Below are 16,582 nucleotides of genomic sequence, written 5' to 3' on the forward strand. Positions count from 1 at the left end.
TCACAACGCAACTGTGAACCATCTCACAAGTGTCCTGCGACAGTCGCGCTAAGCCTTCCCCAAGGGCCGGGGAGCCGGCCGCCGAGGACCGCAGCAATGACGACGCGGCGCATGATGGTCTGGTGGTTCAGGATTGTGTTGTCGGGACGGTTTCTCGACCGCTTCCTCAGTCTGCCGCGCGCGTCGCGGGACTGATTCCCCTCAGGTCTGTCCGATCAGCTTCCGGAACACTGCAGCGCCGTCGGTGACGGCGTCGCGCCCCTTCCATGCGAGATAGGTCAGCCGTCCCGTTAGCGACTGGTTGCTGCGCAGGCGGCGCGAACCGAGAATGTGGCCGACATTGGCGGGGAAGCGGCTTACTTCGGCGGCCACGAGCGCTGCGATCGCATCCATCAATTGCTGCAGGCGGACGCCCCACTCCGACTGCTCGATCTCGTCGATGCGCACCTTCAGTGCATATTCGGTGTCGTAGATGTCGGCCAAGAGGTCGCGGGCGACCAGCACGCGGTTGTGCTTGAGCGCGACCCGCAGGGCCAGGCGCCTGTCGTCGAGCTGGTCCAGCACCATCGAAACCGCGATCGCATAGGGCGTTGCCGCCACGTCCGCGGCGCTCTTGCTTGCCGCGGCCTTGGTCGCGAGCCGGATCAGGTGCCAGTATGGCTGCAGACGCCGTGCCACCAGCGTGATCGCAAAGGGCAGGGCGTTCGGATGGGATTTCCTGATGACGTCCAGCAGCACCGTGACCTTCGTCACCTGGCTGTCGTCGAGCTTGCCGATCTGCTCCGGCAGCTTTGCATTGAATTTCATGAGCGCGTCATGCGAGCGCAACACGTGCAGCATCTTGATGACGTCGTCGAAAGCGGTCCGCGAGGCCGTATATTGCCCGAGCTTGGCGCGCGATATTTCCTCGCCGTCGGACGAGGCGAGCGTGTTTTCGAGAACCTTGACGACCTTGGTCTGGAAGCCCGAGGCGATCTTCATCGCTTCCTTGGGATTGTTGGCGTCGGTCTGGTCGGTGACGGCCTTGGTGTAGTCACGCGCCATGGTCGGCAGCAGGTCGCGGCAGATCCATTCCCAGATCGGGGTCAGCGTGTTGCGCGAGATCCGGCCTGCATTGGCGTGCTCCGGTGCGCCGTCGATCAGAAAGCGTTCGAGCGGCGTGAAGAAGTAGCGCGACGGATTGCTGGCGCGGGCCAGTGTCGATCCGTCCTTGCGGAATTCGGCGCGCAGCTTGGACTGGATGTCGGACGAGCCCGGCATGTCGATCCCGCACAGCTCCAGCCGCTCGAGCTCGCTGAGCAGACAGCTCCGCGACAGCGGCGTCAGCTTTTGCAGAAACTCCCAAAGCCGATCGATCTCGTTCATGGCACGCAATCTTCCGCAGCGTTTCCCGTACGGCTACCCAGCCCGTCACGTGGAGGCATTTGCGCGCTCGCAACTACGGCTAAGAGAAGCAAGCCGCCGTTAATTAATCCGTAAAATGCGGGAACCGCGGGGACCGGATCACCCAGGCGGGCCCCAGGAGAGGTTTCCGCGAAAGCCTAAGAATTAGGCAGTTTTCACAACCGGGACGTGGTCTTACCCAAGTATTCGCAAGCACTAATTGCGTCACCGCCGCGAGTCTTACGTAAAACTGCTCGATTTACCGTAGTCTTACGGAGCAAAAAGTTAACCACGATTCGGCCCGGGTTCCGTTAAACGAATCACATGGGGCATCAGCAAGATACGGCCGCTGATTCGCGGCCGTCGAATTGGTACGACGACAGCTCTTCTCCGCACGGAGAGCTCGAACTCTCCCGGCTGAACGGCGCGCGCGCCCAGACGGTTGACGAAGCCGCCGCCGTGATGGCCCGCGAGCTCAACGGTCCGCTGACCGCGCTTCTGCTCTACATGGGCGAGATCAAGCATCACAGCGATCAGCTTGTGTCGGCGTCGGGCGACCGTGCTTATATCCAGCGCGTGGTGGAAAATGCGTTGACCCAGACCGAGCGTGTCTGCGCGCTCGTCAAGCAGTTCGTCGGCCCGCAAAGGAACGACCTGGCCGCCGTTTCCGTGACCGCAGAGACGGATGCGAAATCCGGCCGCGTGTCGCCGGGCCCGCGTCCCGTCGGCGTCGAATTGTCGAAGCTGTCCGGCCAGAAGCGGCTCACCAAGCGCGAGCGCGAGGTGCTCCGGTTGATCAGCGAAGGCTATTCCAACAAGCAGGGCGCGCTGCGGATGCAGATCAGCCCGCGGACGTTCGAAAGCCACCGGGCAGAGGCGATGCGCAAGCTCGGCGCGCGCAACACCGCGGACCTGGTTCGCGCGGCGCTGCTGCATTTGATCGATTGAGACAGGTTTGAAGAGGGGCTTGACCCCGCCGGATCGCGGCGCGCGGCTCGGCTGTTCTCAGTACAGATCTTCCGCGAAAGGACGGATGCGCGAGCCCGGTCGCAACGCCTTGGGCTCTTCCTTTGCGCTCGGGATGATCGTGATGGTCCAGCGGGGAGGAATGGCCGATTCCTGCTCCAGCACCGAACGCACGAAGCCGGTCACCGTTTCGCTGCCCGATTTCACCGTCGCCATGCGGCCGTTGAACTGTGCGATGCGGAAGCGGCGGACTTCTTTCTGGTCCGCGGTTTCATAGGTGAACATGGAGGCCCTCCTGGTCTCGCGCGACTATCGCCACCTATGATTAGCCATGTGTGAAAATTCTACGCCGTAGAAGTACGGCGGGGTGCGCAGGGATCGTCGGGGCTCCAGATTCTTGTTTCGACGCGTTCTTGACGCGAACCGGTATCCACCTCGCTTGAAAACGTTCTATCTCGCCGGCTCCTGCGCCAGCGCCGCGGCATAGGCCGCGTCGACCCGGTCCAAGAGGCCGCAATATTCGACGTCCGACAATCTCTCGACGCTCGTCTCGAGCTGCACGGCGAGTGCGGCCAGCCGGCGATAGCCGAAGGTTCGCGCGGAGCCCTTCAGCGAATGCGCCTCGCGTGCGATGCGCGTGCGATGCTGATCGAGCGCGAGTTCCCGGAGCAGCTTCAGGCGCGCATTCGTATCGGCCCAGAACACGTCGCGGACCTCACACGCGCCGCCGTGGCCGATCTCTCGCACCAGTTCCTCGAACGCAGCAGGCGCGCGCGCAGGCTCGGTGTCGGCGGCCGGCGCCGGCGCGCCGGTGATGGTGTTGAGCATGGTCTTGTCCGTCCTGATCTTGGCCCTGATTCTTAGCACTGATTCTTAGCACTGATTCTTGGCCGGCCGCCGCCCGCGAGGCGGAGGCTTTTCCGGCTCGCACGTCTACGCCGCGAAGATTTCGGTTGTCGTAGGGATTAGCCCGGCTTTTTCCGCCGCGTATCAGCGCGGCGTTTACCACGCGCGCCACAGCGGCCGGGCGGCCGCCGCGGTTGGCGATCATGGCGGCCCGAGCAGCCGTTCGTATTGCATCTTGACCGTCGCGTAGCATTCGCACGCCGTCTGACGCAGTCCGTCCAGATTGTTGATCTGGATATGTCCACGGCTGTAGTGGATGTAGTTGGCATGCTGCAGCGTGTTGGCGACCAGCGACACGCTGTTGCGCCGCGCCCCGATCATCTGCGCCAACGCCTCCTGGGTCAGCAACAGCCGGACGTCGCCGGACAGATCGTGGGTTTGCAGCAGGCACCGCGACAGCCGCGACTCCACCGGATGAGAGGCGTTGCAGCCGGCGGTCTGCTGGACCTGCGCATAGACGGCGAGGCCATGGCGGACGAGCAGGGTGCGCAGGCTCGCGCTCTGGTCGGCGGCCGCACGCAACTGATCGAGGTCGAGCACCGACGCCGCTCCGGCGACCAGCACGATCGCGGTGTTCAGCGCGGGCGCTTCGCCCATCGCGGAGTGAGCGCCAAGCAGGCTGTCGCGTCCGATCATGGCGACCTGCACGTGCTCGCCCTTGGCGAGGTTCACCACCAGGGAGATGACGCCTCGATGCGGAAAGTAGGCGCGCTTGAGGATTTCGCCCGTTTCGACCAGCACGGCTTCGTGCGGCAGGTCGACGGTGCGCAAATGCGCACGAATCAATTCATAGTCGTCCGCCGCCATGGCGGACAGGAAGCCGTTTGGTGGACGCACCATCGATTCCATAGCCGCCGCCTCCCGCCTATCCTGGCTGACGAAGCGCCTCTTGCCGCGCAAGTCCCGTCCGCCCTGCGCAGGCTAGGTTCCATCATGTGACCGTTGGGATATATTGGCAATTGGGACATTTAGCGCAGTTCCAGGCCCGCCGCTGCGTATGTGCACGTTGGCATGCAGACGAGTGGCAGATAGCCGGTGCGCGAGGCTTCATGGCCCGGTCATCAACAGGCGCTCGTACTGCATTTTGACCGTGTCATGGCACTCACAGGACATTGCGGCCAACGCCTCGGCATCGATGATCTCGATCTGGCCGCGGCTGTAGCGGATAATGCCGGTCTGCTGGAGGGTGTGCGCAACGATCGAGACGGCGTTGCGGCGCACGCCGATCATCTCCGCGAGAAGTTCCTGTGTCAGCGGCAGGGCTGCGCGGTCGCAGAGGTCGCGCGCGCGCAACAGCCAGCGCGACAACCGGGCCTCGACCGGGTGCAGCGTATTGCACAGCAGCGATTGCTGCACATGCGCCAGCAAGGCCTGCTCATGCCGGGCGACCATGCGATGAAATCGCGCGCTTGCGTCGGCGGCATTCCGGAACACGGCAAGATCAAGCACCGCCGCCGTGCAGGGAAACAGCACGGTTGTGTCGGTCAGCGCCAGGCCGTCGGCGAGCGCTGCGCCGCCGCCGATGACGCTGTCACGTCCGAGCAACGCTACCGCGATGGTTTGTCCCTCGGCGAGGCTGACCGTCATCGACACGGCGCCGTCATGCGGGAAGTAGACCTGTTTCTGCCGGGCACCCTGCTCGCCGAGGATTGTCGCCCTGGCCATTGCGACGGTCGAGAGGTGAGGTTGCAGCAAGGCGAAGTCAGCCGCGTCGAGCATCTGCAACAATTGGTTTGGCGGTCGGCCGCTTGCTGTCATGCGATGCTCAACGCTGGTCTTTCTGTTCGGTTGCAATATGTCTTGGATGTAAGGTACAAGTTGTGTGTCGGTCTATATTTATTTTAGAGGGCAGACGCCCCGTCGCATTTGCGGCGGAAATGTGGACAGCGTGATTCGCGAAGCCGGGCGGCGGTGCCTGGGTCGCACGCAATGGGCGGGAGAAAACGGCAAGGGGGCCATCATGAGCTGCATGCTGCCTGACGGCAAGCGACGATGCTGCGGGCTCCCTGGCGTCTTGATGACGCGGGCCATCTCGGGCGGCTGCCGCCGATTTTCATTCAGCGGTCATCATTCGTATTCCGCGCGACGTTCTCGTTGGAGGGCATGCGCGACATCCAGCATTTCGACTCCAGCCAAGGGAGAACGGCGTGCCCCACGGTTCAATTGTTGGATCGCCGAAGCAGGAAACTCAAACGGGGACAGCAGGTCTGCGCCATATTCTCGTTGTCGACGACGACCCGATGGTCTGCATCGCGATCGAGATCTATCTCCAGCGCAATGGTTTTCGGGTTACGAGCGCTGGCGACGGTGAGTCCGGGCTCCGCCTTCTCGAGCGTGGCGGATCGACCTGATGCTCATCGACATTTCATGCCGCATATGCGCGGTTTCGAGTCGGTCAACTCGGCGCCGCGCGCTGCCTGCGCAAGCCCTTCACACCGGCCGCGCTGATGGCCGTGATCAATGAGTGCCTCTCCGAGTCCGTCACCGCTAGCCACGCCACGCACGCCAAGCGACTAGGTTAGCGCGCCAGCATCCCGTCGTCCTCTGGGCTAAGAAATTGTTTACCGCGAATGCATTGCGCGCGCCTCTGCTGCCATGCGCAGTTTGCCTGCCGGCGGCGCGCCGGCGAACGCCGACGATTTGATTCGATTTGCGCAGCCTCCGCGCAGCGCCTTCGATCGTCACGCCTTTTTCTATTGCTCCACTCTATCGTCGTCAGGAGGGCTACGCGCGGCCGATCCTGCACGCGCGGTTGCGGCGCATTTGCCGGAAAGCATCGGCCGGCACGGTCAAATGCTTCAGTTGTCTTCAATATCCGTATTAGCACGGAGGTTGAAATTAACGGGACCGTGAAAGGGAGTGTCTAACCATTCAGGGGAGAGCACCCCGTTGCTTCTCGATGGTAGCTCAGGCGTCGCCGATTTCTCCGCTTGGCAACGATGCCGGCCGCGAAGTCCAGGTTTGTAAGGCGTATTTCATGGATGATCTGTTGCGGGAGTTTTTGACGGAGACCAGTGAGAGCCTGGACACCGTGGACAACCAGTTGGTGAAGTTCGAGCAGGAGCCGAACAACGCCAAGATCCTGGATAACATCTTCCGCCTGGTTCACACCATCAAGGGGACCTGCGGCTTTCTGGGCCTGCCGCGGCTGGAAGCGCTTGCGCATGCCGGCGAGACGCTGATGGGCAAATTCCGCGACGGCATGCCGGTGACCGCGGAAGCGGTGACGGTGATTTTGTCGTCGATCGACCGCATCAAGGAGATTCTGGCCGGGCTGGAAGCGACCGAAGCCGAGCCTGAAGGTGCCGACCGCGACCTGATCGAGAAGCTGGAAGTGATGGTCGAGCAGGGCATGGCGGCCATGGCGGCAGGTCACGCTGCTCCCGTTGCCGAAGCCCCGCCGCTTGCGCCGGAGATGCCGGCCGCCGGCGAGGCCAAGGGCAAGGAGATGACCCAGGGCTCGCTGGTCGACCAGACGCTGGAGCGTCCGCTGCGTCCGGGCGAAGTGTCGCTCGACGAGCTCGAGCGCGCCTTCCGCGAGACCGCGATCGAAGTGCCCGCACCTGTTGCCAAGGTCGAGGTGAAGGCCGCGCCCGCCACGGAGGCGCCGGCGCCCGCCGCCAAAGACGCTGCCAAGGACACAGCCAAGGACACCAAGGCGCTCAGGGAGAGGGCCGCCGCCAAGAAGTCGATGGCCGACGAGACCCTCGTCGAGGGCGACCGCGTCGCCAACCAGTCGATCCGCGTCAACGTGGATACGCTGGAGCACCTCATGACCATGGTCTCCGAGCTGGTGCTGACCCGCAACCAGCTGCTTGAGATCTCCCGCCGCAACGAGGACACCGAGTTCAAGGTGCCGTTGCAGCGCCTCTCCAACGTCACCGCCGAGCTGCAGGAAGGCGTCATGAAGACGCGCATGCAGCCGATCGGCAATGCCTGGCAAAAACTGCCCCGCATCGTCCGCGACCTCTCATCCGAACTCGGCAAGCAGATCGAGCTCGAGATGCACGGCGCCGACACCGAGCTCGACCGCCAGGTGCTCGACCTGATCAAGGATCCCCTGACCCACATGGTGCGCAACTCCGCCGACCATGGGTTGGAGACCCCGGCCGAGCGGCTGGCCGCCGGCAAGGGCGAGCAGGGCACCATCCGCCTGTCCGCCTATCACGAGGGCGGCCACATCATCATCTGCATCGCCGACAACGGCCGCGGCCTCAACACCGAGAAGATCAGGGCCAAGGCGCTCTCCTCCGGTCTCGTCAGCGAGGCCGAGCTCGAGAAGATGAGCGAAGCCCAGGTTCACAAGTTCATCTTTGCACCGGGCTTCTCGACCGCGGCGGCGATCACCTCGGTGTCGGGGCGCGGCGTCGGCATGGACGTGGTGCGCACCAATATCGACCAGATCGGCGGCACCATCGACATCAAGAGCGTGGCCGGCGAGGGCTCCTCCGTCACCATCAAGATCCCGCTGACCCTGGCGATCGTCTCGGCCCTGATCGTGGAGGCCGCCGGCGACCGTTTTGCGATCCCGCAGCTCTCGGTGGTCGAGCTGGTGCGGGCCCGCGCCAACTCCGAGCACCGCATCGAGCGCATCAAGGACACCGCGGTGCTGCGCTTGCGCAACAAGCTGCTGCCGCTGATCCACCTCAAGAAGCTGCTCAAGATCGACGATGGCGCGGCCTCCGATCCCGAGAACGGCTTCATCGTGGTGACGCAGGTCGGCAGCCAGACCTTTGGCATCGTCGTCGACGGCGTGTTCCACACCGAAGAAATCGTCGTCAAGCCGATGTCGACCAAGCTGCGTCACATCGACATGTTCTCCGGCAACACCATTTTGGGCGATGGCGCCGTCATCATGATCATCGACCCCAACGGCATTGCCAAGGCGCTCGGCGCCTCCGGCTCCTCGGCCCATGACATGGCCGACGAGAACGCCGCCCATCACATCGGCAACGGCGAGCAGACCACCTCGCTGCTGGTGTTCCGCGCCGGCTCGAGCCAGCCTAAGGCGGTACCGCTCGGCCTCGTCACCCGTCTGGAGGAGCTGCCCGCCGACAAGATCGAGTTCAGTAACGGCCGCTACATGGTGCAGTACCGCGAGCAGCTGATGCCGCTGGTGGCCATGGACGGCGTCACCATCGCCGCCCAGGGCGCGCAGCCGATCCTGGTGTTTGCCGATGACGGCCGCTCCATGGGCCTCGTGGTCGACGAGATCATCGACATCGTCGAGGAGCGGCTCAACATCGAGGTCGGCGGCTCAGGCGCAGGCATTTTGGGCTCGGCCGTGATCAAGGGCCAGGCCACCGAGGTGATCGACGTCGGCCACTTCCTGCCGATGGCCTTTGCCGACTGGTTCACCCGCAAGGAGATGAAGCCGTCGCTGGCCTCGCAGTCGGTGCTGCTGGTCGACGACAGCGCCTTCTTCCGCAACATGCTGGCGCCGGTGCTCAAAGCCGCCGGCTACCGGGTCCGCACCGCGCCGACCGCGCAGGAGGGCCTCGCCGCGCTGCGTTCGCAAAGCTTCGACGTGGTGCTGACCGACATCGAGATGCCCGACATGAACGGGTTCGAGTTCGCGGAAGTTATCCGCGCCGACCACAATCTCACCGCGATGCCGATCATCGGGCTCTCGTCGCTGGTGTCGCCGGCGGCGATCGAGCGCGGTCGTCAGGCCGGCTTCCACGACTATGTCGCCAAGTTCGACCGTCCCGGCCTGATCGCGGCGCTGAAGGAGCAGACCGCGACCGCGGCCGGCGCCTCCGAGCTCAGCCGGGCTGCGGCCTGACTACGGATAGGGACCAGGGAACATTCCAATGAGCAGCAAGACCCAATCCGCCGAAGGCGCCATGGTCGAATACGTCACCGCGATGATCGGCGGGCAGTTGTTCGGCCTGCCGATCTCCCGCGTCCAGGACGTGTTCATGCCGGAGCGCGTCACCCGCGTGCCGTTGTCCTCGCGCGAGATCGCGGGCGTGTTGAACCTGCGCGGCCGCATCGTCACCGTGGTCGACATGCGCGCCCGGCTCGGCCTGCCGAGGCCGGAGGACGGCAAGATCCCGATGGCGGTCGGCGTCGACCTGCGCGGCGAATCCTACGGCCTCATGATCGACCAGATCGGCGAGGTGCTGCGCCTGCCCGAGGACGGCAAGGAGGAAAACCCCGTCAACCTCGACCCCCGCATGGCCAAGCTCGCAGGCGGCGTCCACCGCCTCGACGGCCAGCTCATGGTCGTCCTCGACGTCGATCGCGTCCTCGAACTCGAAACCAAAGTGCAGATGGCCGCGTGAGCCCAGAGAACAATTGAAGCCGGAGAGCCAAAAATGAAGACATGTTTGGTCGTCGATGATTCAAGCGTCGTGCGCAAGATCGCGCGTCGAATCCTGGAAGGCCTCGAGTTCCAGGTGACCGAGGCCGAGGACGGCTCGAAGGCGCTCGAGATCTGCCAGCAGCAGCTCCCCGACGCGGTGCTGCTCGACTGGAACATGCCGATCATGGATGGCTTCGAGTTCATGGGGCACATGCGGCGCCTGCCCGGCGGCGACCAGCCCAAGGTGGTGTTCTGCACCACCGAGAACAACGTCGCTCATATCGCCCAGGCACTCAGCGGCGGCGCCAACGAATACATCATGAAGCCGTTCGACAAGGACATCATCGCCGACAAGTTTGCCGAGGTCGGCCTGATCCCGGTCGGACAAGCGTTTGCCTGAGTATTCTGGCCTGAGCGTTCCCAGTAATTTGTGAGAGGCGTTCCGTGACCCCGACCGAGTATGAGTATCTGCGTAAGTTCCTGAGGGATCATTCAGGTCTCGACCTGTCCGCAGACAAGCAATATCTGATCGAAAGCCGCCTGCTGCCGCTGGCGCGCAAGTCCAACCTGTCCGGCATCGGCGAGCTGGTGCAGAAGCTCCAGGCCGGCTCCAGTGCGCTGATCACCAGCGTGGTCGAAGCCATGACCACCAACGAGACCTTCTTCTTCCGCGACAAGGTCCCGTTCGATCACTTCCGCGAAACCATCATGCCCGAGATCCTCAAGGCGCGTGCGGCCCGCAAGAGCGTGCGGATCTGGTGCGCTGCCGGTTCGACCGGCCAGGAGCCCTATTCGCTGGCGATGGCGCTGAAGGAAATGGGCGCGGCGCTGACCGGCTGGCGCGTCGAGATCATCGCCACCGACCTTTCGCAGGAGGTCTTGGAGAAATCCAAGGCCGGCATCTACAGCCAGTTCGAGGTGCAGCGCGGCCTGCCGATCCAGATGCTGGTCAAGTACTTCAAGCAGACCGGCGAGGCCTGGCAGATCAATCCCGAGCTGCGGGCGATGATCCAGCACCGCCAGCTCAACCTGCTGCACGACTTCTCGCAGCTCGGCACGTTCGACGTGATCTTCTGCCGCAACGTGCTGATCTATTTTGACCAGGACACCAAGATCAACATCTTCAACCGCCTCGCCCGGCAGATCGAGGGTGACGGCTTCCTGGTGCTGGGCGCCGCGGAAACGGTGGTCGGACTGACCGACACTTTCAGGCCGATTGCGGAGCGGCGCGGCCTTTACAAGCCCAATGATGCGCGCACAGCGGGCGCCAAGCCCGCCGCCGCCACCATGGTGCCCCGCACGCCGGTCATGGCGGGGTTGCGCGCATGAGCGAAGATGGCAAGGGCGTAGAACGTGTGACCTTCAGTCGCGGCTATGATGTCTGCATCATGGCCATCGACGGAACCTGGCGTCGCGACTGCAAGCTCAACGCCATTTCCGACACCGACGCGATCCTGACCGTCGAGGGATCGATCCAGGGCTTGAATCTGAAGGAGTTCTTCCTGCTCCTGTCATCGACCGGGCTCGCCTACCGCCGCTGCGAGCTCGTGCGCGTGAACGGCGCCGAGATGGACATCCAGTTCCTGCGTGGCAAGAACAAGAAGAAGCGCGGCGCCGCCGCCGGTCACGACGCAACGGTCTGACCCGCGGCCCTTCGGTCCGATTACTTAAGACGTTGCGTCAGATTTGCTGAAAACATCCGAGCGAATTCGGTGCACGGCTTTACCCGGTCTAAGCGCGTGCCGTGTATCCATTGCCCGTCTCAATGTCAGGGTACGGCAATGCCAAGAAGTTCCTTCTCCTCCATCCCATCAAACCTGCTGGACGCGACCGAACGCCGCGCATTGCAGCTCCTCGTGGTCGACGACGACGCCACGCAGCGCAGCCTGATCAGCGTCGCGGCCAAGCAGGCCGGCCACGAGGTGACGGTGGCGCCGTCGGTTGCGGATGCGATCGGCAAGCTTCGCAGCGCGCGGTTTGACTGCGTCACGCTCGACCTCGTCCTGGAGGATGGCGATGGCATCGACGTGCTGCGCGAGATGGCGGAGGCGAAGTTCGCGGGCTCCGTGATCGTGATCAGCGGCATGGACGGTCCGCGCCGCTCTGCCGCCCGCCGCTTTGCCCGCTCGGTCGGCATCGAGCTCCAGAGCCTGCCGAAGCCGCTCGATCTCGCAGCCCTGCGCATCAGCCTCGCCAATCTCGGCAAGACGGCGATGGGGCTGCCCGCGACCCATACCTGGGGCGGCGTGGCCGCGAACGCGATCGTGGAACGTCACCGCGCCTGAGGCGTGTTCCTCAGGCGATCAGATACGGCCGCCGCCGGGCGGCCAAGTCGCCGCGGGGGGCTCGTCAGCATCCGTCAGGCATTGCAAGGCCACGTCGAGTCCGGCCTTGCAGGCGCCGAGCGCAGCGCTCGCGGTGGCATAGCGGGGCGTGAGGTCGTCGAGCACGACGACGTCGGTGGAACCCGCCCGGTCGCCGGCCTCGCGCATCATCGCCGCCTCGATCAGGCGCATGCTGCCTTCGACCTGCGCGATAAGATTGCGAAGCTCCGCCGCGATCAACTGACGGCTGTCGCTGTTTGGCACTGCGACGAGAGGTCCCGTGGCTGCATAATTTTGCATGGATATTCTCCGTCAATCGTCATTAGTCGCCATGCCGCTACTTGTGCGCTAAGTCTATGTCCCGTACAAATACGGGTGGGCCGAATCCGCGCCGAACGCCATGAACGGAAGGCGCGGACGCGAGTTCTCTACTGCCGAATGGATGTGGCACATGGCCGATAAATCCCCTCGTGGCGAGATCTTTGTAGTCGACGACGATCCTGCCGTCCGCGACACCTTATCGATGGTCTTGAAGGCGGCCGGCTATGAGGTGATCTGTTTCGCCGATGGAGCGGCGCTGCTCTCCGTTGCGCGAAACCGCACGCCGGCTGCGATCCTGCTCGACGTGCACATTCCCGGAAAGTCGGGGCTCGACATTCTCAGGGAGTTGCACGGCGAAGACTATCCGGCGCCGATCTTCATGATCTCGGGGCAGGGCGACATCGCCATGGCCGTGAGCGCGATCAAGAACGGTGCGCTCGATTTCATCGAGAAGCCGTTCCGTGGCAGCGAGATCGTCAGCCGGCTCGACGAGGCGATCGGCGCATATGCACGCCGGCAGGCGGAGAACGCCTCGCCGAAATTCGGCTCGCTGCATTTCCCGGGGCGCGAGCCCTTGACCCGGCGCGAGCGCGAAGTGCTCGAGCAGTTCGCCTCCGGTGCGTCGAACAAGGAGGCCGGCCGCACGCTGGGCATCAGTCCGCGCACCATCGAGGATCACCGCGCCAACATCATGAAAAAGCTCGGCGCCAGGAACGCCGCCGACCTGATCCGCATCGTGATGACCGCGGCGCAGCGCGCGTCGTAGCCTGCACTCACCGCACCAGGGCCTGTTTCCGGCTTCGAGACTCCGGATGGCGCTATTCGCACGCCCGCAATGACGTTGCTTTGGCTCAGCCGTCCAGCGCCTTGCGCAGGATCCGTGCGAGGTCGGATTTGCGATAGGGCTTTGCCAGCAGCAGCACGCCGGTGTCGAGCCGGCCGTGGTGGATGATGGCGTTTTCGGTGTAGCCGGAGGTGTAGACCACCTTGAGGTCCGGCCGTGTCTTCTGGAGTTCGTCTGCAAGCTCCCGGCCGTTCATCTTGCCGGGCATGATCACATCGGTGAACAGCAGATCGAACGGCTTGCCGGTGGCGACGATCGCGAGCGCCTCGGCGGCGTTCGCGGCCTGGAGCGTGGGGTAGCCGAGCGCCTGCAGTTGCGCGAGCACATAGTCGCGCACCAGCCGGTCGTCCTCGACCACCAGGATCGTCTCGTTACCGCCCTGAATCGCCGCCGGCGTTATGCCTTCGCTGCTTGCGGCCGGCGTGACGCCGGGTGGCAGATACATCTTGATCGTAGTGCCGTGGCCTTCCTCGCTGTAGACCCTGATGTGTCCGGTCGATTGCTTGATGAAGCCGTAGACCATGGACAGTCCGAGGCCGGTGCCCTTGCCCACGCCCTTCGAGGTGAAGAAGGGGTCGAACACCCGGTCCAGCAGTCGCGCAGGAATGCCGCTGCCGGTGTCGCTCACCGCGATCAGCACATAGTGACCGGGACGGATGTCGTTGACGCTGGCGTAAACCTCGTCGAGATACGCGGCACCGGTCTCCAGGATCAGCTTGCCGCCCTCGGGCATGGCGTCGCGCGCGTTGAGCGCAAGGTTGAGCAGCGCAGTGGTCAACTGGTTGGGGTCGACCGTCGCCACGCAGCTCTCTTCCTCGAACACCGATTCGATCTGGATCTGCTCGCCAAGCGTGGGCCGCAGCAGCTTTGCGGTGTCGACGATCAGCGCGTTGACGTCGACCTCGCGCGGCTGCAGCGGCTGCTTGCGCGCGAAGGCGAGCAGGTGCTGGGTGAGTTCGGCGCCGCGTCCGGCCGCCTCGTCGATCATCTTGGTGATGGCCGCAAGCTGCGGCTCCTTCGCCACCGCCTCCGCCAGAATCTCGATGGTGCCGGTGATCACGGTGAGGATGTTGTTGAAGTCATGGGCCACGCCGCCGGTGAGCTGGCCGATCGCTTCCATCTTCTCCGAGTGACGCACGCGCTCTTCGGCGGCGATCTTGTCGGTGAGGTCGCGGATGAAGCCGTTGAATACAAAGCCATCGCGTCGTTTCAGCTCGGTAATGCTGAGCTCGACCTTGATTTCGGTTCCGTCACGGCGCACGGCCTCGATTTCGAACCGGCGGCCGAGGATTGCGGCTTCCCCGGTAGCCAGGAAATGCTTCATGCCGGCCGCGTGCGCGGACCGCCTGGCCTCCGGTATGATCAATGCGGCGAGCTTCCGCCCGATCGCCTCGTTGCGCGGCCAGCCGAAGATATTCGCTGCCTGCGAGTTCCAGTCCAGAATCGTTCCGCTTTCGTCAATCTGCACAAAGCCGTCGAGCGCGCTCTCCACGATGCCACGCGCCAGTCGCTCGCTTTCGCGCAACGATTCCTGGGCGAGCCGGGCTTCCGTCATATCGCGCCCGACGAAGTAGAAGCGTTGCACCTGCTCGGAATAGGTGCCGAGCCAGGACAGCCAGACCTCGCGCCCGTCCTTGTGCAAGCAGCGCGTGTCGGCGAGCTTCGGGCGTTCGCCGCGCCGCAACGCGCGCATCTCCTCGCGGGAGCGCTCCAGATGATCGGGATGGATGAAATCGGCGCCGCTGCGCCCGACCATCTCCTCAGGCCGATAGCCGAGAATGGCCTCGCTGCTTGGGCTCATCTGAGCGATGGAGCCTCTGGTTTCCATGATCAGGATCAGGTCCTGCGAGGTGTCGAAGATCCGTCGCCGCTCCTCGAGCTGCTGCGCCAGTGCCCGCTCGGTCAACCTTGCCGCGGTGACGCTGCGGGCGGCTCCGGAGGCGCCGATGATCTCGCCGGACGAGCCCCTGATCGGCGAGAGACTTAAGGATATCTCCACCGGGCTGCCATCCTTGCGCAGGCGCACGGTCTCGTGGAGTTCGATCCGCTCGCCCCTGGCGATCCGTCGCAAATTGTCCTTGGCATCCTTGCCGAGATCTGGAGGCAGGATGATTGCGGTCGGCCTGCCGACCGCTTCCTCCGCCGAATAGCCGTACAGGCGTTCAGCCGCGCCGTTCCAGCCCGTGATGATGCCGTCGAGCGATTGCATCACGATCGCGTCGTCGGAGGATTCCACCGCGGCGCTGAACAGCCGCTCGCGGGCGGCATGGTGGTCGCGCGCGACTTCGGTGCGACGCCGCTCGAGGATCTCGCGCTGAAGCGCTGCGGTCTTTGCCTTGGTTTCCTCGAGCATTCGCGCGAAGGCCCGCGCCAGCACGCCAGTCTCGCCCGGGGCGTCGACGGGAATGGTGACGGTATCGCCGCGACCGATGCCCTCGACCGCGGCGGTAAGCTGTCCGATCGGCCGGGTCAGCGTGCGAGCGAGGAATACCGCGAGTACGCCGGCGGCCAGGACCGCAATGCCGCCGACCGTCAGCGATGTTTTCTGGATCGCCGCGGGTACGCGGTTGAACACCAGGGGAGGCACGGTCTCGATGATCGCCACCCATTCCTTGCCGACGAGCAACGACGGTGCGATCGCCGCGCCGCCCGTCTGGCCCGACGCGTCGGTGACGAGCTGCGCGAATCCCTCCGACTTCCCAACCGAGGCCGCAAAATAGGGAAAGTCGTTCAGCCAGTTGTTGGGCTGGCCGTGCATCGAACCGAATTCGCGCGTGCGATCAGGATGCACGAGATAGTCGCCACGTGCGTTCACCAAATAAACCTGTTCGCCCCGATCCGGTGTGGAGCGGACGCGGTCGAGCATCGTGCGCATGTCGATATTGGCAATGATGATGCCGAATGGCTTGCCGTCCGGTGCGAACAGCGGCGTCGCGACCCGCAAGGTCGGGATGTGCAGGGCCGTGGTGCCGCCCTGGTGGCTGGCGAGTTCGAGTGGCGAAACGTAGACTTCGCCCGGCGCAAGCCGGATCGTTTCCTGGAAATAGATCCGTTCGCCCTTGCGCTGGAGCTCGCTGCTGGTGGCGACACGCACCGCGCCGTTCGGGCCGGAGCGGTCGACCCGGACCAGTTCGCGCTCGCCGTCGTCGAGACCGATGACGCGAAACTGGGCATAGGCCGGCTTGGCCTCGATCTCCGCGACGAGTCGTGCTGCGAGGCGGTCGCGCCAGGTTTGCTCCGAAACGCCGTCGACCGCATCGGTGCCGCCGGCCAGATGGGCGCGGATCAGGCCGTTGATGCCAGCGGCGGAGCGATAGCCAAGCAGATCGCCCCGGGCGCCCGCAACGTAGGACTCGAGGTCGGTTGCCAGGAGGCGCGCATGGGTTTCGACCCGCTCCAGCACCCGCGGGATCACAGCCTGCTTGAGGCTGTGATATCCCAGCCAGCCGACCGCGGTCACCGTGGCGGCGACCAGAAGGACGATCGCAATCGCGAGCCGGGTTGCGAGCGTCATTCGGTCCTTCACGCTGC

The 16,582-nt window shown here is 64.4% G+C and carries 16 protein-coding genes; 9 read left to right on the top strand and 7 right to left on the bottom strand.

Features of this window, described 5'->3' with window-relative positions; all coding sequences use genetic code 11:
- Positions 1-201 precede the first annotated feature (201 nt).
- Positions 202-1,365 (bottom strand): hypothetical protein, encoded by a 1,164-nt coding sequence (locus KUF59_RS02205; protein ID WP_212456134.1) that lies wholly within the window; start codon positions 1,363-1,365, stop codon positions 202-204.
- Between the two features lie 342 nt (positions 1,366-1,707).
- Between KUF59_RS02205 and KUF59_RS02210 the strand changes: the two genes are divergently transcribed.
- Positions 1,708-2,331: a helix-turn-helix domain-containing protein gene (locus KUF59_RS02210; protein ID WP_212456133.1), complete on the top strand. Its 624-nt coding sequence runs from the start codon at positions 1,708-1,710 to the stop codon at positions 2,329-2,331.
- 57 nt (positions 2,332-2,388) lie between these two features.
- On the opposite strand, the gene KUF59_RS02215 is transcribed toward KUF59_RS02210, so the two are convergent.
- From KUF59_RS02215 to KUF59_RS02230, 4 genes are all read right to left on the bottom strand, one after another.
- A complete protein-coding gene (locus tag KUF59_RS02215) occupies positions 2,389-2,634 on the bottom strand; it encodes a hypothetical protein (protein ID WP_212456132.1) in 246 nt (81 codons plus the stop codon).
- Between the two features lie 165 nt (positions 2,635-2,799).
- Positions 2,800-3,177 carry an Hpt domain-containing protein gene (locus tag KUF59_RS02220; RefSeq protein WP_212456131.1) on the bottom strand — a complete coding sequence of 126 codons (378 nt, stop codon included), beginning with the start codon at positions 3,175-3,177 and terminating at the stop codon, positions 2,800-2,802.
- A gap of 219 nt (positions 3,178-3,396) precedes the next feature.
- Complete coding sequence (locus KUF59_RS02225) at positions 3,397-4,104, bottom strand: Crp/Fnr family transcriptional regulator (protein WP_212456130.1); 708 nt, start codon at positions 4,102-4,104, stop codon at positions 3,397-3,399.
- A 198-nt stretch (positions 4,105-4,302) separates the two neighbouring features.
- Positions 4,303-4,974: a Crp/Fnr family transcriptional regulator gene (locus tag KUF59_RS02230; protein WP_309501010.1), complete on the bottom strand. Its 672-nt coding sequence runs from the start codon at positions 4,972-4,974 to the stop codon at positions 4,303-4,305.
- A gap of 428 nt (positions 4,975-5,402) precedes the next feature.
- Between KUF59_RS02230 and KUF59_RS44165 the strand changes: the two genes are divergently transcribed.
- The 7 genes from KUF59_RS44165 to KUF59_RS02265 all read left to right on the top strand — a co-directional run bounded on the left by KUF59_RS44165 (position 5,403) and on the right by KUF59_RS02265 (position 11,847).
- Entirely contained in the window at positions 5,403-5,606 is a 204-nt protein-coding gene (locus tag KUF59_RS44165) for a response regulator (RefSeq protein ID WP_408918059.1), read from the top strand.
- A 626-nt stretch (positions 5,607-6,232) separates the two neighbouring features.
- The gene (locus tag KUF59_RS02240) at positions 6,233-9,040 is read left to right on the top strand and encodes a hybrid sensor histidine kinase/response regulator (protein ID WP_258768114.1); all 2,808 of its coding nucleotides are present in this window, start codon (positions 6,233-6,235) and stop codon (positions 9,038-9,040) included.
- Between the two features lie 28 nt (positions 9,041-9,068).
- Positions 9,069-9,542, top strand: coding sequence for a chemotaxis protein CheW (locus KUF59_RS02245; protein ID WP_212402408.1), 474 nt, complete (start codon positions 9,069-9,071; stop codon positions 9,540-9,542).
- Between the two features lie 33 nt (positions 9,543-9,575).
- On the top strand, positions 9,576-9,962 hold the full coding sequence (locus KUF59_RS02250) for a response regulator (RefSeq protein ID WP_212402409.1): 387 nt from the start codon (positions 9,576-9,578) through the stop codon (positions 9,960-9,962).
- Positions 9,963-10,006: 44 nt separating this feature from the next.
- The gene (locus KUF59_RS02255) at positions 10,007-10,891 is read left to right on the top strand and encodes a CheR family methyltransferase (RefSeq protein ID WP_212456127.1); all 885 of its coding nucleotides are present in this window, start codon (positions 10,007-10,009) and stop codon (positions 10,889-10,891) included.
- Positions 10,888-11,205, top strand: a complete 318-nt coding sequence (locus KUF59_RS02260; protein WP_212456126.1) for a PilZ domain-containing protein — start codon at positions 10,888-10,890, stop codon at positions 11,203-11,205. The genes KUF59_RS02255 and KUF59_RS02260 overlap by 4 nt, the downstream gene beginning before the upstream one ends.
- A gap of 138 nt (positions 11,206-11,343) precedes the next feature.
- Entirely contained in the window at positions 11,344-11,847 is a 504-nt protein-coding gene (locus KUF59_RS02265) for a response regulator (protein ID WP_212456125.1), read from the top strand.
- An 18-nt stretch (positions 11,848-11,865) separates the two neighbouring features.
- On the opposite strand, the gene KUF59_RS02270 is transcribed toward KUF59_RS02265, so the two are convergent.
- Positions 11,866-12,186 carry a hypothetical protein gene (locus KUF59_RS02270; RefSeq protein ID WP_212456124.1) on the bottom strand — a complete coding sequence of 107 codons (321 nt, stop codon included), beginning with the start codon at positions 12,184-12,186 and terminating at the stop codon, positions 11,866-11,868.
- 151 nt (positions 12,187-12,337) lie between these two features.
- On the opposite strand from KUF59_RS02270, the gene KUF59_RS02275 reads away from it, so the two are divergent.
- Entirely contained in the window at positions 12,338-12,973 is a 636-nt protein-coding gene (locus KUF59_RS02275; protein ID WP_212456123.1) for a response regulator transcription factor, read from the top strand.
- A gap of 85 nt (positions 12,974-13,058) precedes the next feature.
- Here the strand turns inward: KUF59_RS02275 and KUF59_RS02280 are convergent, their stop codons facing one another.
- Entirely contained in the window at positions 13,059-16,565 is a 3,507-nt protein-coding gene (locus KUF59_RS02280; protein ID WP_258768115.1) for a PAS domain S-box protein, read from the bottom strand.
- Between the last annotated feature and the right edge of the window lie 17 nt (positions 16,566-16,582).

It is taken from the genome of Bradyrhizobium arachidis (assembly GCF_024758505.1).
In the GTDB taxonomy this organism is placed as follows: domain Bacteria; phylum Pseudomonadota; class Alphaproteobacteria; order Rhizobiales; family Xanthobacteraceae; genus Bradyrhizobium; species Bradyrhizobium manausense_C.

What these genes read in the sequence shown, in the direction of transcription:
- KUF59_RS02205 (WP_212456134.1), bottom strand. Translation starts at nt 1,365, where the DNA reads ATGAACGAGATCGATCGGCTTTGGGAGTTTCTGCAAAAGCTGACGCCG.
- KUF59_RS02210 (WP_212456133.1), top strand. Translation starts at nt 1,708, where the DNA reads ATGGGGCATCAGCAAGATACGGCCGCTGATTCGCGGCCGTCGAATTGG.
- KUF59_RS02215 (WP_212456132.1), bottom strand. Translation starts at nt 2,634, where the DNA reads ATGTTCACCTATGAAACCGCGGACCAGAAAGAAGTCCGCCGCTTCCGC.
- KUF59_RS02220 (WP_212456131.1), bottom strand. Translation starts at nt 3,177, where the DNA reads ATGCTCAACACCATCACCGGCGCGCCGGCGCCGGCCGCCGACACCGAG.
- KUF59_RS02225 (WP_212456130.1), bottom strand. Translation starts at nt 4,104, where the DNA reads ATGGAATCGATGGTGCGTCCACCAAACGGCTTCCTGTCCGCCATGGCG.
- KUF59_RS02230 (WP_309501010.1), bottom strand. Translation starts at nt 4,974, where the DNA reads ATGCTCGACGCGGCTGACTTCGCCTTGCTGCAACCTCACCTCTCGACC.
- KUF59_RS02240 (WP_258768114.1), top strand. Translation starts at nt 6,233, where the DNA reads ATGGATGATCTGTTGCGGGAGTTTTTGACGGAGACCAGTGAGAGCCTG.
- KUF59_RS02245 (WP_212402408.1), top strand. Translation starts at nt 9,069, where the DNA reads ATGAGCAGCAAGACCCAATCCGCCGAAGGCGCCATGGTCGAATACGTC.
- KUF59_RS02250 (WP_212402409.1), top strand. Translation starts at nt 9,576, where the DNA reads ATGAAGACATGTTTGGTCGTCGATGATTCAAGCGTCGTGCGCAAGATC.
- KUF59_RS02260 (WP_212456126.1), top strand. Translation starts at nt 10,888, where the DNA reads ATGAGCGAAGATGGCAAGGGCGTAGAACGTGTGACCTTCAGTCGCGGC.
- KUF59_RS02265 (WP_212456125.1), top strand. Translation starts at nt 11,344, where the DNA reads ATGCCAAGAAGTTCCTTCTCCTCCATCCCATCAAACCTGCTGGACGCG.
- KUF59_RS02270 (WP_212456124.1), bottom strand. Translation starts at nt 12,186, where the DNA reads ATGCAAAATTATGCAGCCACGGGACCTCTCGTCGCAGTGCCAAACAGC.
- KUF59_RS02275 (WP_212456123.1), top strand. Translation starts at nt 12,338, where the DNA reads ATGGCCGATAAATCCCCTCGTGGCGAGATCTTTGTAGTCGACGACGAT.
- KUF59_RS02280 (WP_258768115.1), bottom strand. Translation starts at nt 16,565, where the DNA reads ATGACGCTCGCAACCCGGCTCGCGATTGCGATCGTCCTTCTGGTCGCC.